The following is an 18,193-nucleotide window of genomic DNA, read 5'->3' on the forward strand; positions in this document are numbered from 1 at the left end:
TTGCACTCTAGCCAGTAGAGTGCTAAATTAATGCGAGATGAGAATAGCCGCAAACATCTGCCAATAACGGAAAATCACCAAACTGATGTCTTGCGTAAGGGGCAGCGTGCAAGCTACGCTGTGGGGGAATGGCTTTTTTAGACGGATTTTGCGCGAATGTCTGAACATCAAATCAATAAACCAGTCAATAAAACGGACACATCCCAACTTTCCGAACGAGCGGCGCATTTATTTCGAGCGTTGGTGGAACGCTACATTCGTGACGGGCAGCCGGTGGGTTCACGAACGCTGTCACGGGAATTAGCGTGGGATTTGAGTCCAGCGACGATTCGTAACGTCATGGCCGATTTAGAAGACATGGGCTTAATTTTTTCGCCGCATACTTCATCAGGGCGTGTGCCGACACCTTTGGGGTATCGTTTTTTTATCGATACCCTGTTACAAGTCAAACCCTTACAACAACAAGAAGAAGCCCTGTTGCGTCAACGATTTAAAACCCACTTGCCCAGTTTACCAAATGCCAAAACCGTGTTGGCTTACACGTCAGATTTATTGTCCGAAATGACCCGCTTTGCAGGCGTAGTCATGTTGCCACGGCGACGGGCAAAAGTATTGCGTCACATTGAATTTTTAATGTTGGGAAAAAATCGCGTATTGGCGATTTTAGTGTTAAATGATGGCGAAGTACAAAATCGTTTCATTGAAACCACCCGCGATTATTCTCCCTCAGAATTAGAACGAGTGAGTCACTATTTAAATGCGGCTTTTGGCGGGCAGTCGGTGGATCAAGTGCGTCAGTCTTTATTGCAGGAATTACAAGAAGCGCAGCGCGATCTGGACGAATCTCTACAATGGGCAATGACCACCACCCGCCAAGCCTTAGACGATGTGGAAGCCGAACAAAGCGATTTGGTCTTGACGGGACAAATTAATTTAATGGATGTGGATGAATTGTGTCGTGTGGATAAATTGCGCGAATTATTCGTGGCGTTTAATGAGAAACAAGAAATATTAGGCTTATTAGATCAAGCCTTAACGGGCGAAGGCGTGCAAATTTTTATTGGTGGAGAATCGGGTTATTCCGTTTTTGATGATTGTAGCGTCGTGGCTGCGCCTTATGGATTAGCGGGGGAAGTGATTGGTGTATTAGGCGTGATTGGGCCAACGCGCATGAATTATGATCGGGTGATTCCCATTGTCGATTTAACCGCGCAATTGTTGGGATCGGCACTGCATCAAGGATCGCAAAATTAATTAAAAAATCCCTGCTGATTTTTTCTTAGAAAATCAGCAGGGCAGGGTGATTAATCAGAGATCGGCCGTTTTTCTAATAATAACCGTAATTCCTTCAATTCACCTTTTAATCCTTGAATTTCTTTTAACAATAATTGCTGTTCACTTTCGGCAGCTTGTTGTGCTTCTTGAATCAATTGTTGCGCTGCATCTCGATCTTTCTTATGCACTTGCTGCATGGTATCGACAATAATCGCCACAAATAAGTTAAGCATGGTAAAAGTAGTGAATAAAATAAACGGAATAAAAAATAACCACGCATAAGGATATAGTTCCATGACAGGACGAGCGACCCCCGCCGACCAACTTTCCAAAGTCATGACTTGGAATAAGGTATACATGGACGCGCCAATTGTGCCAAAAAACTCCGGAAAACTCTCACCAAACATCCGCGTACTGATCACCGCAGACACATAAAACATCAGTAAAACCAAGCCCGCAATCGACGCAATGCCCGGTAATGATTTTAACAACGCCTCAACAATCAAGCGCAATTGACTGATAAAAGAAATCAAGCGCAAAATCCGTAAAATCCGCAATGCCCGCAATACGGATAAAGAACCACTCGACGGCATGAGCGCAATCGCCACAATCACAAAATCAAAAATATTCCAACCACTCTTAAAAAAACGCCAACCAAATGCGTATAATTTCAGCAGAATTTCTAAGATAAAAATCCCCAAAATAAAGCTATCAATAAAACTTAAAATAAAACCATATTTTGCCACAATTGCCTCTGACGTTTCTAACCCCAAAGTGACGGCATTAAAAACAATAATCAGGACAATAATCGCCTGAATTCGCGGTGATTCTACCCATTCACCGACAACCGTTCTGATTTCTTTACTAAAAATATTTGCCATAATGAATTATCCCTTAAAATAAGTGCAATGTGTATGATATAGCCAACGAAGTATAAAAAACGAATTGGTTTATAGACTCCGTTGGGTATATTGTAGCTAATAAAGCTTCAATCTCTTTGCCAGATTTTTTTGGGGATTTTTCTAATCCATGTTGTCACAGAACAATTCACATCACCCGATAATACCGTCTTAAATCTCTCAGCAAAATAAACAACCACGGCCATAAAATTAAACTGGTCACAGCAGGCAACGCAAACGCCCAACCCAACGAGGGATAATTCAACGTACCGCGAATCCATAACTCCGGAAAACGACTGCCAACAATCAACAACGCCACAAACATGGCCTGTTGCCACACGGGAAAAATACGCACTTGACGGTGCATTTGTACACTAAAATAAGCCACTATACTCAAACTTAACGCATGTTGTCCGAGTAACACATTACTTAACACATCTTGTACCAAACCCACCGTCCACCCCGTCGCCACACTCACACGTTGCGGAGTTGCAATACACCAATAAATCAACGCCATCGCCACCCAATCTGGCCGCCATTCCACCGCCCACACCGGCAACGGCACAATCGATAACATCAACGCAAGCACAAAACTGGTGACAATCACCCAGCCACCTTGATGTTTTTCAACACTCATAACAGGCATACCGTAAAGGAAATTGGAGAAAAAATGGAGTTTTAAGGTTGTGCGGGAACGATGTCGTCGATGTCATCGGGGGGAGCAGGGGGCGGTGGCAATGGCGGCTCATCACGCCAAACAAGTAACACTTCACGGTTACGTTCCAACAAAGAACTGGGTTTAGCCTGCACTTGCGCATAAGGCTGACCAATGTCTAAACTCACCTCCATCACCTCGCCCACTGGATAACCCGGTGGAAATTGTCCCCCAATCCCAGAGGTAATCAGACGATCTCCGGGTTGAATGTCCGCATTATTCGGCAAATATAACAAAGTTAAACGATTGATCGCCCCCAAACCCACCGCAATAGTACGCAAGCCCGTGCGCGCAATCTGCACCGGCAAAGCATGATCCGGATCAGTCACCAACATCACCACACTAGAAAAATGTGTCGCTTCAATCACCTGTCCCATAACGCCATGCGCATCTAACAAAGGTTGTCCCTTTTTTACCCCATGATAAGTGCCTTTGTTAATCACCATTTTACGGGCGAAGGGATCAACCTCAACCGCCAAAACCTCCGCAATCAACACCCGTTCCCCAACATTTGGCGTAGAATCGAGTAAAGAGCGTAGCCGTTCATTTTCCAACTGTAAATCTTGAAATTTCTGTAACATGGCTTGTAATTTCAGATTTTGCTGGCGTAAATGACGACTGTCTGCCAATAGCAATTCCCGATCTCGCATTCGACTGGACACTTCTTCAGCAATCCGACCCGGCAAATCCACCAAATATTGCAGCGCATACACCGGCACCGCCAATTGCGCACGGGCAGTATCGATATATTCCACTTCATGATGATCCGCCATCATTAATCCCAGCGACAAACTGGCAAATAAAATCAATTTAATCGTTGGTGATGGGACATGTAAAAAAAGCGGCTGTTTAATAACAAAAACTCCCCACGTACAGCAAATAGGCAACCATAATATTAAGAATCTAAAGCAAACACATCCACACCATGTTCTTCAATCATTTCCAAAGCGCGGCCACCCCCACGTGCAACACAAGTCAACGGATCATCCGCTAAAATCACCGGTAAACCCGTTTCTTCCATCAATAAACGATCAATACCCGGTAATAACGCACCACCTCCCGTTAAAACCATGCCTTTTTCAGCCACATCTGATCCCAATTCGGGGGGAATTTTTTCTAAAGCGGTTTTCACTGCGCCGACGATTTGTTGCAAAGGTTCTTGCAGAGCTTCTAACACTTCATTGCTGTTTAATTTAATACTACGCGGAATCCCCTCGGCCAAATTACGACCGCGAACATGGACTTCCCGAATTTCGCGCAAAGGAAATGCAGAACCAATTTGATGTTTTACATATTCAGCCGTGGCTTCCCCGATCAACGTACTGTAATGACGACGCACATAACCCACAATCGCCTCATCAAAACGATCCCCACCCACACGAATAGATTCAGAATAAACAATCCCGTTTAACGACAACACACCGACCTCAGTTGTGCCGCCGCCGATGTCCAGAACCATTGATCCCGTGGCTTCACTGACGGGCATTCCTGCGCCAATCGCCGCGGCCATGGGTTCTTCAATCAAATGCACCTCACGTGCGCCTGCGCCTTGTGCGGATTCGCGGATGGCACGACGTTCTACTTGGGTCGAACCGCACGGCACACAAATTAACACCCGCGGACTCGGCCGCAAAAAACGATTTTCATGTACCCTACGAATAAAATACTGCAACATTTTTTCGGTAACGGTGAAATCAGCAATCACCCCATCTTTCATAGGACGAATGGCCGTGATATGTCCCGGTGTGCGTCCCAACATTAATTTGGCTTCAGCTCCAACCGCCGCAATTGATTTTGCGCCGTTACTTTCTCGACCTTGCCGAATCGCCACCACCGACGGTTCATTTAACACAATGCCCTGACCGCGAACATAAATTAAGGTATTCGCTGTCCCCAAATCGATAGATAAATCGTTGGAAAACAGACCGCGTAAGCGTTTAAACATAAATTTAATTTAATCCTGAAAGTTGCAACCTAATAAACTTGAGCGTCGTTTGCTTCTCCGCGCATCAGGAAAGAATCAAAATTCCTACTGTCCCTGCGTAAGGTGCGCAGCAAACTTAAAAAGTGGGCTATTATAAAGCAAATTAAGCCTGATTTATCATAAAAATGCGCAAACGGCATCGCTTAAACCGATCCGACATAAAACACAGCATTTACTGCACCAACACACTCACCCAATGTTCTAAATGAAACACATACTGAGCTTTGTCTTTCAAACGATAACCGAATAATAAGCGCGTCCAACCCAAATGCGGAAAAGTTCCCCGATAAATATCAAGCACCTCATGGGCGCGTAAAACCGTATTGGCTTGAAATGCTTGAATTGCAGCCAAACCCATTTCCGGCTGCCATATCGGCAATCCTTGTGGAGTCACCATATAAATCGTGCTTGCCTGAGTGGCGAGGGGAGGAGGCGTATGGGCAAGCAGCACAAAAACATCAGCCATTTGTCCCACATCTTGCGGATCAACACTGAGTAAGGCTTGAAAATGCACACTTGCGGCCGTCGAACTGATGACACTCTCTTGTAAAAAACTGCCGCCGTTCACCGAAACCCCGCCCGCAAAAACAGTGCGCGTGCCATGCGCTAAAACAGATAACGCCTCATCCGTCACCGTACCAAATCCCAAACTGGGTAAACCCGGCAATGCGCTTTGCACCACTAAGGTCATGCCACTGTTGGCAGGACGGTTGGGTAAATTGGCTTGAATGCGGTAAGTGCCTAATACGTCGGGCGCGGTAAATTGCGTGCTGACCTGACCTTGGGCATTGCTAATGGCAGTGGTGCGGGTTAAGCCCGTAGTAGTCGTGATTCCAGAGGGAGTCACCACCGAAAAGTGAACCGTTTGCCCTTCTTGCGTGATAGGCACATTGCCAAAAACATCTTGTAAAACAAAAATAAACGGTTCAGATAAACGCCCCGCATTTAACGATTGCTGTTCTCCAGCCACAGGAGCTAACACACTGGCTTCCATTGGCAAGACAGTAATCCCCAGAGAAGCAGTAAAATCTAACGCGGTGCGAGCGTGCGCTGAAACCGTCCATTTTCCAGCACGAGTGGTAGAGACTAAGGTTTGCACTTGTCCTTGTTCATTGGTCGTGCCGCTTACAATTAACAAACCATCTCCCACCGTGCCATTGCTATCGTGCAGTTCAAAACGCACATCAATCAGTGTTCGCGGCAAGCCACCGTTATCTAAAAAACGAAAAATAATAGGCTGCGCGGTTTGTCCTACATTGACGGTTTGACACTGCCCTTGAGTGACAAAAAGACTGTTGTGCTGTTCTACGATAAGGGGAATCGTTAAACGCACCGCCGGTTCATCTGCAATCCACGCGTCTACGGTATGAATACCCGCAGTCACCAACGGCGAAGCGGCATTGAGCCGAACATGTACTATGCCTTGGGCATCACTCACGCCGCCGTCTAACACATCCAACACGGCAACATTGACCGCTTCACAGGCCGTATTGGTCAAAGAAAATCCCAACTTAACCCCAGCACGAATTCCCCCTTGCGCATCATTGACCCGAATCATTAAAAATTCGGACATCGCGCCTTTTAACACCGTGCCTGATGTGCTGTCTACGCGGGTTAAAGTGGCGAAACTGAACCCACTATAACTCACCATCGCCAGTAATAGACTGAATTGAATATAAAATTTTATTTGTAGCTGAAAATGACGCATCGCCGTTCTGCCCCTTAAAAGAAATCAAAATTTAATTCCTGCTAACATAGCAATAAATACAACACTTGTCACAACTTGATTTAACTTTTGAAGATCGTTACATTGTGTGGAGCTAACCACCCGATCAGTGTTTTACACACGCTGGACTGACTTAAAAATGATAACAATAGATGGGCTACCCTAAATAAAATGACAAAATGTGTGTTTGAATGCACTTAAATAGCGGAGGTTATTATGCCCTATGAATTGAATGGTAAAACCATCGAAACAGATGCGAATGGTTTTTTATTAAACTTAGACGATTGGAGTGAAGAATTAGCCCCAATCATTGCGCAAGCAGAAGATGTTCCCGAATTAACGGAAAAACATTGGGATGTGATCAATTACTTGCGTGATCAGTATATTAACAATGGTGGAAATCAGCCCAATATGCGTAATTTGGTGAAAGCCATGAAAGAAGTTTGGGATGACAGCAGTCTTGAAGCCAAAGCCCTTTATGCTTTATTTCCACACAATCCCGATAAAGAAGCCAGTAAAATTGGTGGCTTACCCGACACCAAACGCAAAGGTGGTTATTAAACCGAATCAATACGTGATTAATACGTAAAGGTAATGGATTCATTCGATGATAACACGCCATTTTGGGTGTTATCATTTTTTTTATGTTGACCGACAGAGAAATCTATCATGCAAATATCTGAAGATCGTCCAGAGAACAATCAAGTTTCCGTGTGGCAGCGACATGTGGGACAATTAAGCACGTGGCAACGTGGGTTATTTTTGCTGTTATTTGTGGTGATTTATTTTTTCCTGCGTTTTATTATTGCGGGAATTGCTTTTTTTCAATTTGTTACTTTGTTGATAACGGGCGAGATTAATCAGCGTTTACAGTTATTTTCTCAAGGACTTTGCACGTATAGTTATCAAGTGGCACGCTATTTAACTTTTACCACCGAAGATAAGCCTTTTCCTTTCAGCCATTGGCCTCAAGATTAGAAGATAAGACTTAGCGCGTTTTACGGTTTCATTCTTAGAATAATACATTATTAAAAATAATTATTTTCTCACTCGCATTTTTGCTTTTTTTTTGCTATAGATAGAAAATACCGCGCCAGATATTAAAATTCAATATCTCGCAAATTCACCAAAGGAGTCCCCATGCGTTACATCCCCTTAACTCAGGGAGCGGGCTTTATTCTGCTCTGTTTCCACCTTTTATTTTCTCCCGTACAGGCTAAAGAGACACTTAACCTCTATATTTTTCCTTATTTAACGGCACAACAATTGTTAGAAAAATTCACGCCTTTAACTGATTATTTAACCGAAAAAACAGGGATTGAAATTCATCCGATTATCAGTCAAAGTTATGAACAACATGTTCAAGAATTGGGTGAAGATAAAATTGATATTGCTTATATTGGTTCTATTCCCTATGTTAAATTAATAGAAAAATATGGGGAAAAACCCTTATTGGTGCGTTTAGAAACCGCAGGAACACCGACTTTTCGCGGCGCGATTGTGGTGCATAAAGATTCGCCTATTCAGCAAATTAAAGAGGTGATTAATAAACGTTTTGCTTTTGGCGCGCAAGGTTCAACCATGAGCCATTTAATGCAAGATTATTTGTTGCGCGAATCAGGAGTTACGCTTGAACAATTGGCGTGGCATGAATTTCTAGGCAGCCATGATAATGTGGCTTTGGGCGTATTAATGGGAGAATTCGATGCAGGTGCGGTCATTGAAGATATTGTTTATAAATATCAAGAGCGTGGATTACGGGTATTGGCGTGGACTCCTGAAATTTCTGAACATCTGCTATTAACGCGCCGCGATTTGCCTACCGCGCAAATTGAAGCCCTACGCAACGCTTTATTGACCATCACTGAACACCCCCAAGCCCCAACTATACCAATTTTTTCAGAGTCGTATAATAATACTTTTTAAATAGGAGAGAATAATGAACAAGAGATATGAAGATTTAGAAGAGTTAATGTCAACAGGTGAAGCGAGAGAAGTGAAGCGAGCGATGGCAGTAAGAATGTCTTTGCTTGGTTTTGTGCGTGCGGAAGCGGCTTTAGCGTGTTGTGTCAGTGTGCAATTTGTGGATAAATGGAAAGCCATTTATTTAGCGTCAGGGGTGGAAGGATTAAAGTTAGCGTATAAAGGCTCGCCAGGGTATTTAAAGCCGCGTGAACGAGAAGATGTGATTAATTGGATACAAGAAAAGAAGACAATAACAATAGAGGAACTAAAGAGATACTTAAAAGAGGAGTATGATGTTTTCTATTCTTCAAATACTTCTTATACTAAATTATTAGAAGAAGCGAATTTAAGTTATAAGAAGACACACAAAGAGAATTCGGCAAAAGATGAGGTAAAAGTAGAAGCTAAAAAAAAAGAGATTAAGGATTTAATAGATAAGGAGCGTGAACAGATAGAAAGTGGAGAGGTAATGTACTGGATGCAAGACGAAAGCCATCAGTTGTGGGGAGATATTTGTGGTTATGTTTGGTCGAAAAAAGGAGAAAGAACGTCAATAAAGATGAGTAATTATCGCACTTCTCAAACGTGGTATGGAGCGGTGAATATTTATACGGGAGAATTTATTTTAGATAGGGCAAAGAAAGCTGATACAAAATATACGATAGACTTTATTAACTGGCTCATTTACAGATATAAAGAAGCCCGTCATGTGATTATTTGGGATGGTGCAAGTTATCATCGTTCTGAAGGTTTAAGAACTTATTTAGAGAAATTAAATGGGGGACTTCCAGAATCAGAATGGAAAGTTCGTTTATTAAGATTTGCGCCCAATGCCCCAGAGCAAAATCCAGTCGAGGATATTTGGCTTCAAGGTAAGAATTGGGTCAGAAAGAATTTTCATCGTCTATCAAGCTTTAAAGAAGTCACTAGTATGTTTGAGACCTTTTTGTCAGGTAAAGTGTTTAAGTTTAATAAAATTAAACAGTATCTTATACCTAATATCTAGCTAGATATTAGAACTTAATTTGTTTTTATATCTCACATAATTTTGGTATATTTTAAGCGCAATTAGAGCCAATTTAACCAATTTCGTTCCTGTGCTTGATTCGGATTATGATGGTTTGCGGGAAATTGTGCGTAAATTAGAGCAGTAATTTTTTAGGTGAATGAACATGAAAAAAATAAATTTTCTGAGTCTATTTCTTTTAATATGGCTTCCTTCACAGGTTATTGCAGAAAAGTTGCGTTTAACCATTCACCCTTATTTAACCGCACAAGAACTGATGACTAAATTTATGCCTTTGGTGGATTATTTAACGGTTGAAACAGGTTTAGATATTGAACTGATGATCAGTGCAGATTATGAACAACATGTTGAGCAATTAGGAAAAAATCAAATTGATGTGGCTTATGTAGGCCCGTTCCTTTATGTTAAATTGATTCGTGATTATGGAGAAAAACCGCTATTGGCGCGTTTAGAAATCAATGGACGGCCAACCTTTCGCGGTGCCATTGTCACAGGTCAAAGCCGCGAAAAAATTGGACAATTAAGTCACTTAATCGGCAAACGTTTTGCGTTTGGATCAAAAGAATCAACAATGGGCTATTTAGTGCCATATTATTTACTAAAACAAGAGGGAATAGATTTAGAACAATTGGCTTATTATGAATTTTTAGGCAGCCATGATAATGTGGCAATGAGCGTACTAATGGGCGAATTTGATGCGGGTGCGGTCATGGAAGATATTTTTTATAAATATCAGGAAAAAGGCTTAAATTTACTTGCGTTAACTCCAGAAATTTCTGAACATTTATTTGCAACGCGCAGTGATTTACCCCAAGAACAGATTGAAAAACTGCGTCAGGCTTTGCTTTCCATTCTACAGCACCCCGATTCAAAAACTGTTTTAGCGGCAATAAAAAGTAATCTTACCAATTTTGTTCCCGTCACCGATTCAGATTATGACAGTTTACGAATCATCATGAATCACATGGAACAATAATGAATTTTTTACCCCCCATAAAGTCAATAATGATGAAAAGATTTAAGAAACATATTATGGCATTAAGCAACAAACAAATAAAATACCGTTTATTGATTAGTTTTCTTGTCATTTTCGGTGTTTTTGCTTTTTTACTCAGTTACTTTATCAGCAAACAACAACGTGATTTATTGCTAGAAGATCAACGCTATCGTGCGATTTTAGAATTGGATTTGATCAGCGAATTTATTGCAGAATCTTTTTTAAAACGCAATTATGCTCAACTCAGTCAATTTTTAAATCGCTGGGGAGAACAGCGAGATTACATTGTGTTATTAAAAGCAAATTTACCCAATGGCTTTAATTTAGTGAATTACCAACGTTCTCAAGAAGCTAAGAATTTTCTGGAAATGGAAAAACAAGTGGAATTTGCCAGCGATAAAATATTGCATTTGCAAATTACCATGGATCTGTTTCATACTGAGGAAGTGATTGAAGAGTTAAATGAACAATTGGCTTTATTGTTTACAGGAATTATTGCTGCGTTAGGATTTATTTTGTGGTTTACATTAAACCGTTTTGCGATTAATCCGATGCGGCAAGAAATTGAACACCAAGCCGCGACATTAACCAATGTTCAAACCGAAAATTTACGCATGAGTACCGAGCTAGACATTACACGCCGCTTGCAAACGATGCTATTGCCAAGCCATCGAGAATTGGCGGAAATTAAAGATTTAGATATTGCTTGTTTTATGCAGCCCGCCAGCGAAGTGGGGGGTGATTATTACGATGTACTATTAGACCCCAATCAAAAATGGATTAAAATTGGTATTGGCGATGTCACAGGGCATGGATTAGAAAGTGGCGTGTTAGTGTTAATGGTACAAATGGCCGTGCGTACTTTATTGGTTGATGGCGTGCGTGATCCAGCCCGCTTTTTAAGCATTTTAAATCGGGCTGTTTTTGATAATATTCAACGCATGGATTCGGATAAAAATTTAACTTTATCACTGATTGATTATGCTGATGGTAAAATTCAAATTAGCGGCCAACATGAGGATGTTTTATTGATTCGTAAAGGCGGCCAATTAGAGCGAATTGATACTTTTGATTTAGGTTTTATGGTTGGTTTACAACCTGATATTAGCCATTTTATTTCTAAAATTGAATTTGATTTAAACCCCGGTGATGGATTAGTGCTTTATACCGATGGCATTACCGAAGCGCGTAATGTAAAAAAACAAATGTATGGTTTAAATCGTTTATGCGATGTCGTGAGTCGTCATTGGCATTGTTCGGCGCAAGCCATTCAAGAAGCCATTTTATTAGATTTAGGGCAACATATCGGGAAACAACCCGTATTTGATGACGTCACTTTAATGGTAATCAAATCCAGAGAAGAAATCAACTCAGACGCAGTGACCTGTTAGTTTTTATCAGTCAAGTTAATAATGGATAGGGCATGTTTTTTTTAAAAAAAGGATTATTAAAATTATTACCGTTTTTATATGCAGTGACGGTGATTGTTATTGTCTGGCAATTGGTGATTATTTTTAATAAACCACATCCTTCTATTTTGCCCACACCTTGGGCGACCGCTAATAATTTTTGGCAATTGGTCGAAAATGGTTTGTTATGGATGCACACTATGGCCAGTTTAAGCCGTGTGGTGTCAGCTTGGTTATTATCGGCCTGTATCGCCATTCCGTTGGGATTAGTGATGGGGCGTTCGGTTTTATTAGAAAAACTGATCGATCCTTTTATTGAATTATTTCGTCCTATTTCACCTTTGGCGTGGATTCCACTGGCTATTTTGTGGTTTGGGATTGGTGAGGGAGGGAAAATATTTGTGGTCTTTATTGGTACATTTTTCCCTATTTTACTCAGCACGATTGCTGGCGTAAAAAGCATTGATCCCGTATTAATTCATGCGGGGCGTGTTTTAGGCTGTCAATCTCGCTTTTCTTTATTTTATAGAGTTATTTTACCCGCTTCTATGCCGGGCATTATGGTGGGATTGCGCATTTCTTTTGGCACGGGATGGGCAGCAATTATTGCCGCAGAATTGGTGGCGGCACGTTCTGGATTGGGTTATTTAATTGCGAATGGAATGGAAATTTTACGTGCTGATCATGTGTTAGTGGGGATGATTATGATTGGATTATTAGGCGTTTGTTTTGATGTTTTTTTTCGCTTGATTGATCGCCGTGTCACATGGAAAATATAGTGATGACAGAAACATTTCCTTTATCCACTCGTCGCTTGAATAAAACTTATTATTCTGATTCGGGTGAAACGGTTGTTGCCTTAGAAGAAATTAATTTAAATATTGAAACGGGCGAATTTGTGGTTATTGTTGGCCCTTCGGGTTGTGGTAAAAGTACCTTATTAAATATATTAGCTGGATTAGAACCCGCTACCAACGGCGAAGTATTGGCTTATCATCAACCCATTACCCAACCTAATATTGAACGCAGTATGGTGTTTCAAAACTATGCGTTATTTCCGTGGTTATCGGTGCGCGGTAATGTGGAATTCGGTTTAGAACGGCGTGGCATTTCACGACAATTACGCCGAAAAATAGCAGAGAATTATTTAAATTTAGTGGGTTTAATAGACTTTGCAGATAAACGTATTCACGAATTGTCGGGCGGCATGAAACAACGGGTGGCGATTGCGCGAGCATTTGCGGTTGATCCGCAGGTGATCTTAATGGACGAACCTTTTGGCGCATTAGACGCATTAACACGACGCTTTTTACAAGGCGAATTATTGCGCATTTGGCGCACTGATCGTAAAACGATTGTGTTTATTACCCATTCTGTTCCCGAAGCCATTTATTTAGCCACTCGTATTATTGTAATGACGGCACGCCCCGGACGAATTAAAACTCAAGTCATTCCCAATCTTCCCCATCCACGCGAAACCACGTCAGAAGCCTTTCGAGAATTGGAACATGATTTGTATTTGGCATTAGATGAAGAACTGGCACGCGGTTTTAATTTTAGTGAATAACAAATTGAAATTAAACATTGCCTATACAATAAAATCGATTATACTTAGCGTCTTAGCTTATTCCAAGCACGGATGATGAATGATGAAAGCATCTGTCAAGTAAGCGAAGTCGCCATCTATTATCCACCTAATTCGAGGTACATCACGAATGGCAAAGCAAAAAACATTGAGTTTATTGTTAAAGCAATTTATTGTCATGGGGAGCGTCTGTTTATTATCCCAGCCATTAATCGCACAAAGCGACACTGAAACCACTCCAAACACCTATTTATTACGCGATGGAGTGAGTTTAAACGATGTGGTTGCCATCACGGTTGAAAAATCTCCCAATATTCTTTTACAAGCCCTCACCGTGGAAGCCGCCAAAGCCGGCGAACAAATCCAAACGGGCTTTTTCGATCTCACAACCAACGCCAGTGTGACCGGACAGCATCAACGTAAACCCGCATTGCTGAACCCACTCACTGGCCGTTTAGATCAAGATGCAATTGTTCTTTCGACGGGTTTATCTAAGTTATTTAGAACAGGCGTATTAGCCAGCGTGGCCGTCAATGTAAATCGTCTTGATATTATCAGAAATAATATACCAAAAAGATATGATTCATAGAATCCTTAATTTGTCAGAATCAGAATTTACAGACACAAAAATTTTCAAAATTTATTCTTGTAAGTCGTTTATTTTAAACAGATTTTTTATTCTTTAATTCTGAAAATCTTAAAATTCTGTAAATTCTGATTCTGACAGAAAAATTTTATGAATGACTTAATTTTGGTATAGCGATCCCGCTAAAGATACGGGAAAATTATTATCTGTCATTAACCAAACGGGCGTTCGATTTGTATTGACCGTTCCTTTATTAAAAGGCGCGGGAGAAATATCTGCGGCTGCTAATGAAAAAGCCGCCATTTTACAACGCCAAGCGGCTGAAATGGGTTATCAACATTTTATTGCCAATACCTTATTAAATTCTATTTCGGCTTATTGGGATTATAAAGCGGCTTTAGAGAAACTCAGTGTTGAACGCGCTGCTGAAGCACGAGTAGAGCAAGGTTATCGCAAGGTAAATAATTTTTTAGCGGGTTCTGGTCAGGAAGCCCAATTGCGCAGTCGTTTCGCTGCGGAATTAGCGCGCTTGGAAGCCTATGTTTATGACAAGAAAAGTCGCACCATTAAGGCTACACAAGACGTTGAAAATGCGAAAATCGCGCTGGCTAATACCATCGGCATTCCTGCGGCTGAAGCCGCCAGCATTGGGCCACCTAAAGATGAATTTCCTAAAGGGGGTTGGGATCGTCGTTTAGCGGCGATGGAAGAGCTGAATTATGCGCAACATTTATTGCAATTAGCCTTGCAAAATCGCGCCGATTTAAAAGCCGCAAAATTAAACCAAGAAGCTGAAATGGTACGGCAAGAAAAAGCCCGCAAAGATTTGTATCCCACCTTAAATCTTAACCTCAGCGCAGGTTATGAAGGCTTAGAAGTGGGAAATGATACTGCCGCTTATTTTGACTCGTTTAATACCCGTGTTCACGGCGCAGATACGGCGGCCACATTGCTTTTTAATTACCCTATCGGTAATAATGTCGCCAAAGGTCAGCTACAATTGGCCAATGCCAATTACCAACGCGCATCGATTCAAGTGAATGAATTAACTCGCGGAGTCGGCTTGCAATTAAACGGGGCTTTGGGTAAAACGGTGCAGTATATTAAGGAAGCGACACAACAACAATCCGCAGTCACTTCTTATGAGCAAACCCTGGATAGTTTGACCAAGAATATGAATTTATCTGAGAATCCTTTAGCGGTTTTTCAATGGACGGATAATGAAGATAAATTAAATCAGGCTTATAATGGTTTAATTGATTCATTGACCGAATTGGCCAAACAAATTGCCCAATTGCGTTTCCAAACGGGAACTTTAGTCTTCGCCGAAGGGGAAGCGGGCAGTGTAAGTTTGCATACTATTACTGAATTACCACAGTAATTATTTTTATTGGAGAAATCGCGTCTGATGGATTAATCATTAGGCGCGATTTTATTGTTCATTCTTATTGATGATTAAGGTATGGTTTATCATGATCACTGTGGTTGGCAATTTAAAGGGAGGTTCAGGAAAAAGTACCGTCACTTTTAACCTTGCCGTGTGGTTGGCAGACAGGGGGCAAAATGTATTGACGTATGACTTAGACCCACAATGTACATTAAGCGATGTGTTGCAAGTGCGACAAGAAGAAAATTACACCCCAGCGATTCGCGTGCATAATCGCTACAACCATCGCCCACAAGAACCCAACGATTCACCAACAGAAGTCTTAATTGATGTCGGCGCATCCAACATGGCGGCAATGAAAAAAGCCATTGCTTTGGCAGATCGGGTGGTTGTGCCTGTCGCGCCTAGCCAAGCCGATTTATGGTCAACACAACGGTTTTTATACATGGTTGGCGGCATCAGCAAGGATAAACCGCCCCAAGTGGTGATGTTTGTCAATCGTGCCGACACCCACAGTGCCATTCGAGAATCCGACCAGACCGAGGCGGCATTGCGGGCTTTACCCGCTGTGCATGTATTATCAGCCCGCTTATGTCAACGCACAGCGTATCGACGATCTTTTAGCGAAGGATTAGCCGTGTTTGAACTCGAACCCCACGGCAAAGCCGCCCAAGAATTTGAAGTCTTTGCGCATCAACTCTATGATATTTCTTGAGAAAACTTTGCTATTTTATCAGAATCAGAATTTACAGACACAAGAATTTTCAAAACTGATTCTTGCCAGTCGTTTATTTTCAGCAGATTTTTTTATTCTTTAATTCTGAAATTCTGTCAATTCTGATTCTGACAGAAAAATTTTTTGCTCTATTATTGATAAAGCGATTTATTCTTAACAACCGTAGCCGATAAAATCCCCATGGCAATAAAAGCAATACCCACTAAATGATAATGCTGCATGGTTTCATTGAGAAATAAAATCGATAATGACGTGGCAAAGACAGGAATTAAATGTAAAAATTGTCCTGCGCGATTGGCACCAATATCTTGAATCGCCTGATTCCAACAAATATAAGCGATTAATAACGGAAAAATTCCCGTATATAACACACTTCCCATCACCGCAGGTGACCATGTCCACGCGGGAGAATAAATCAGCGAACCTAATGCGAAAGGAATTAGCGCAATAAAACCAATCATAATGGTGATGCTTAAAAAAGTTAAACTGTGCAATTCAGTCGGCCGCCACCGCAATAACACCGAATAAAGCGACCACACCACCACCGCTAATAACACCCATAAATCCCCCCGTGTCAAAGCAAAATGTGTCAATACCGACCAATCCGCTTGACTGACAATAATAACCACCCCAAAAAATGATAAAATAACACCTATGATTTGATAACGATTGGGTTTAATTTTTAATAATAAAAACGAGAATAATAAAATAATCATTGGTGATGCAGAAGCCAATAAAGCCGCATTCGTTACCGTAGTGGTTTGCAGCCCCATATAAAGGATAGAATTAAATCCAGCCACCCCTAATATTCCCAACAACAATAATATTTTAATATGAGTAACAATAAGCTGCCATTGCTGTTTTAATAACATAACCGTAAATGGTGTAATTAACACAACCGCCACGAAAGTTCTTAAAAAAGATAACATGATCGGGGGGATTTGTCCTTGAACGGCACGCCCGACCACATAATTACCCGCCCAACATAACATGGCAATCAGTAATAATAAATAAGGAATAAATCTGGAGGCTGGCATTTAATAATCACTTTTTTCTTGTTGTTCTAATAGTTTAGCCGCTTGCCAATATTGTTCTAATTTCTCTAATGATAAATCATGAATCAACAACCCATCGGCTTGCACGGCTTGTTCTAAGGCTTGGAAACGACTGATAAATTTACGATTGGTGCGCTCTAACGCGGTTTCTGGATTAATGTCTAAAAAACGGGCATAATTCACCAAACTAAATAACACATCACCAAACTCGTCTAATATGGCTTCAGAATCATCTAAAATCACCGCATGATTTAATTCTGACAATTCCTCTTGTACCTTATCCCAAACTTGGGTTTTATTTTCCCAATCAAAGCCCACACCTCGCGCTTTTTCTTGAATGCGCAACGCTTTTAATAACGGTGGCAAACTGCGCGGAACGCCTGCCAATGCACTGCGTTTTCCTTCGGGTTGTTCCGATAATTTCTGCACTTCCCAACGCTGTTTAATAAGCTGCTCATTATCCGTTTTTTCATCACCATAAACATGAGGATGACGACGAATTAATTTATCACATAAACTATTGGCAATATCCGCAAAATTAAAAGCCTCTTGTTCACTGGCAATTTTAGCATAAAACATAATATGCAATAATAAATCGCCTAACTCCACTTTAATGGCATTCAAATCTTCGGTTAAAATCGCATCGGATAATTCATAGGTTTCTTCAAGGGTCAAATGTCGCAAAGAAGCCATTGTTTGTTTACGATCCCAAGGACAATTGGCACGCAATTCATCCATAATCTGTAACAAACGTAATAAAGCGGTTTGGGAATGGTTGACATTTTCAGTCATTCTTTAGATACCTTTTTTAAAAAACATTACTGATTCTTTGATGCTTGAAATGGGT

19 protein-coding genes are annotated in these 18,193 nt (G+C 41.2%); 12 read left to right on the plus strand and 7 right to left on the minus strand.

The window, feature by feature from the left end; genetic code table 11:
• The first annotated feature begins 156 nt into the window (after window positions 1-156).
• Window positions 157-1,254, plus strand: a complete 1,098-nt coding sequence (hrcA, locus tag TPSD3_RS01155; RefSeq protein ID WP_086486768.1) for a heat-inducible transcriptional repressor HrcA — start codon at window positions 157-159, stop codon at window positions 1,252-1,254.
• A 50-nt stretch (window positions 1,255-1,304) separates the two neighbouring features.
• Here the strand turns inward: hrcA and TPSD3_RS01160 are convergent, their stop codons facing one another.
• The 5 genes from TPSD3_RS01160 to TPSD3_RS01180 all read right to left on the minus strand — a co-directional run bounded on the left by TPSD3_RS01160 (window position 1,305) and on the right by TPSD3_RS01180 (window position 6,581).
• Window positions 1,305-2,156 carry an ion transporter gene (locus tag TPSD3_RS01160; RefSeq protein ID WP_086486769.1) on the minus strand — a complete coding sequence of 284 codons (852 nt, stop codon included), beginning with the start codon at window positions 2,154-2,156 and terminating at the stop codon, window positions 1,305-1,307.
• Window positions 2,157-2,322: 166 nt separating this feature from the next.
• Window positions 2,323-2,811 carry a rod shape-determining protein MreD gene (gene mreD / locus TPSD3_RS01165; RefSeq protein ID WP_086486770.1) on the minus strand — a complete coding sequence of 163 codons (489 nt, stop codon included), beginning with the start codon at window positions 2,809-2,811 and terminating at the stop codon, window positions 2,323-2,325.
• A gap of 41 nt (window positions 2,812-2,852) precedes the next feature.
• Window positions 2,853-3,776 carry a rod shape-determining protein MreC gene (gene mreC / locus TPSD3_RS01170; protein WP_280938403.1) on the minus strand — a complete coding sequence of 308 codons (924 nt, stop codon included), beginning with the start codon at window positions 3,774-3,776 and terminating at the stop codon, window positions 2,853-2,855.
• A gap of 8 nt (window positions 3,777-3,784) precedes the next feature.
• A complete protein-coding gene (locus TPSD3_RS01175) occupies window positions 3,785-4,834 on the minus strand; it encodes a rod shape-determining protein (RefSeq protein WP_086486771.1) in 1,050 nt (349 codons plus the stop codon).
• Window positions 4,835-5,045: 211 nt separating this feature from the next.
• Window positions 5,046-6,581: a hypothetical protein gene (locus TPSD3_RS01180; RefSeq protein WP_086486772.1), complete on the minus strand. Its 1,536-nt coding sequence runs from the start codon at window positions 6,579-6,581 to the stop codon at window positions 5,046-5,048.
• Window positions 6,582-6,815: 234 nt separating this feature from the next.
• On the opposite strand from TPSD3_RS01180, the gene TPSD3_RS01185 reads away from it, so the two are divergent.
• The 11 genes from TPSD3_RS01185 (at window position 6,816) to TPSD3_RS01235 (ending at window position 16,270) form a co-directional block, all read left to right on the plus strand.
• Window positions 6,816-7,160, plus strand: a complete 345-nt coding sequence (locus TPSD3_RS01185) for a TusE/DsrC/DsvC family sulfur relay protein (protein WP_086486773.1) — start codon at window positions 6,816-6,818, stop codon at window positions 7,158-7,160.
• Window positions 7,161-7,268: 108 nt separating this feature from the next.
• On the plus strand, window positions 7,269-7,577 hold the full coding sequence (locus tag TPSD3_RS01190) for a DUF4389 domain-containing protein (RefSeq protein ID WP_086486774.1): 309 nt from the start codon (window positions 7,269-7,271) through the stop codon (window positions 7,575-7,577).
• A 162-nt stretch (window positions 7,578-7,739) separates the two neighbouring features.
• The gene (gene phnD / locus TPSD3_RS01195; RefSeq protein ID WP_086486775.1) at window positions 7,740-8,525 is read left to right on the plus strand and encodes a phosphate/phosphite/phosphonate ABC transporter substrate-binding protein; all 786 of its coding nucleotides are present in this window, start codon (window positions 7,740-7,742) and stop codon (window positions 8,523-8,525) included.
• Between the two features lie 13 nt (window positions 8,526-8,538).
• The gene (locus tag TPSD3_RS01200; protein WP_086486662.1) at window positions 8,539-9,570 is read left to right on the plus strand and encodes an IS630 family transposase; all 1,032 of its coding nucleotides are present in this window, start codon (window positions 8,539-8,541) and stop codon (window positions 9,568-9,570) included.
• Window positions 9,571-9,736: 166 nt separating this feature from the next.
• Window positions 9,737-10,567, plus strand: coding sequence for a phosphate/phosphite/phosphonate ABC transporter substrate-binding protein (gene phnD / locus TPSD3_RS01205; RefSeq protein ID WP_176329671.1), 831 nt, complete (start codon window positions 9,737-9,739; stop codon window positions 10,565-10,567).
• A gap of 29 nt (window positions 10,568-10,596) precedes the next feature.
• The gene (locus TPSD3_RS01210) at window positions 10,597-11,979 is read left to right on the plus strand and encodes a PP2C family protein-serine/threonine phosphatase (RefSeq protein WP_217884340.1); all 1,383 of its coding nucleotides are present in this window, start codon (window positions 10,597-10,599) and stop codon (window positions 11,977-11,979) included.
• 32 nt (window positions 11,980-12,011) lie between these two features.
• Window positions 12,012-12,776: an ABC transporter permease gene (locus TPSD3_RS01215; RefSeq protein WP_086486778.1), complete on the plus strand. Its 765-nt coding sequence runs from the start codon at window positions 12,012-12,014 to the stop codon at window positions 12,774-12,776.
• Window positions 12,777-12,778: 2 nt separating this feature from the next.
• Window positions 12,779-13,564, plus strand: coding sequence for an ABC transporter ATP-binding protein (locus TPSD3_RS01220; RefSeq protein ID WP_086486779.1), 786 nt, complete (start codon window positions 12,779-12,781; stop codon window positions 13,562-13,564).
• A 148-nt stretch (window positions 13,565-13,712) separates the two neighbouring features.
• On the plus strand, window positions 13,713-14,171 hold the full coding sequence (locus TPSD3_RS01225) for a hypothetical protein (RefSeq protein ID WP_086486780.1): 459 nt from the start codon (window positions 13,713-13,715) through the stop codon (window positions 14,169-14,171).
• Window positions 14,172-14,406: 235 nt separating this feature from the next.
• Window positions 14,407-15,549 carry a TolC family protein gene (locus TPSD3_RS01230; protein WP_086486781.1) on the plus strand — a complete coding sequence of 381 codons (1,143 nt, stop codon included), beginning with the start codon at window positions 14,407-14,409 and terminating at the stop codon, window positions 15,547-15,549.
• Between the two features lie 91 nt (window positions 15,550-15,640).
• Window positions 15,641-16,270, plus strand: coding sequence for a ParA family protein (locus TPSD3_RS01235; RefSeq protein ID WP_086486782.1), 630 nt, complete (start codon window positions 15,641-15,643; stop codon window positions 16,268-16,270).
• Between the two features lie 152 nt (window positions 16,271-16,422).
• On the opposite strand, the gene TPSD3_RS01240 is transcribed toward TPSD3_RS01235, so the two are convergent.
• Both TPSD3_RS01240 and mazG read right to left on the minus strand, forming a co-directional pair.
• Window positions 16,423-17,328, minus strand: a complete 906-nt coding sequence (locus TPSD3_RS01240; RefSeq protein WP_086486783.1) for a DMT family transporter — start codon at window positions 17,326-17,328, stop codon at window positions 16,423-16,425.
• A complete protein-coding gene (gene mazG, locus TPSD3_RS01245; protein ID WP_086486784.1) occupies window positions 17,329-18,138 on the minus strand; it encodes a nucleoside triphosphate pyrophosphohydrolase in 810 nt (269 codons plus the stop codon).
• Between the last annotated feature and the right edge of the window lie 55 nt (window positions 18,139-18,193).

The organism is Thioflexithrix psekupsensis (assembly GCF_002149925.1).
GTDB classification, from domain to species: Bacteria; Pseudomonadota; Gammaproteobacteria; order Beggiatoales; family Beggiatoaceae; genus Thioflexithrix; species Thioflexithrix psekupsensis.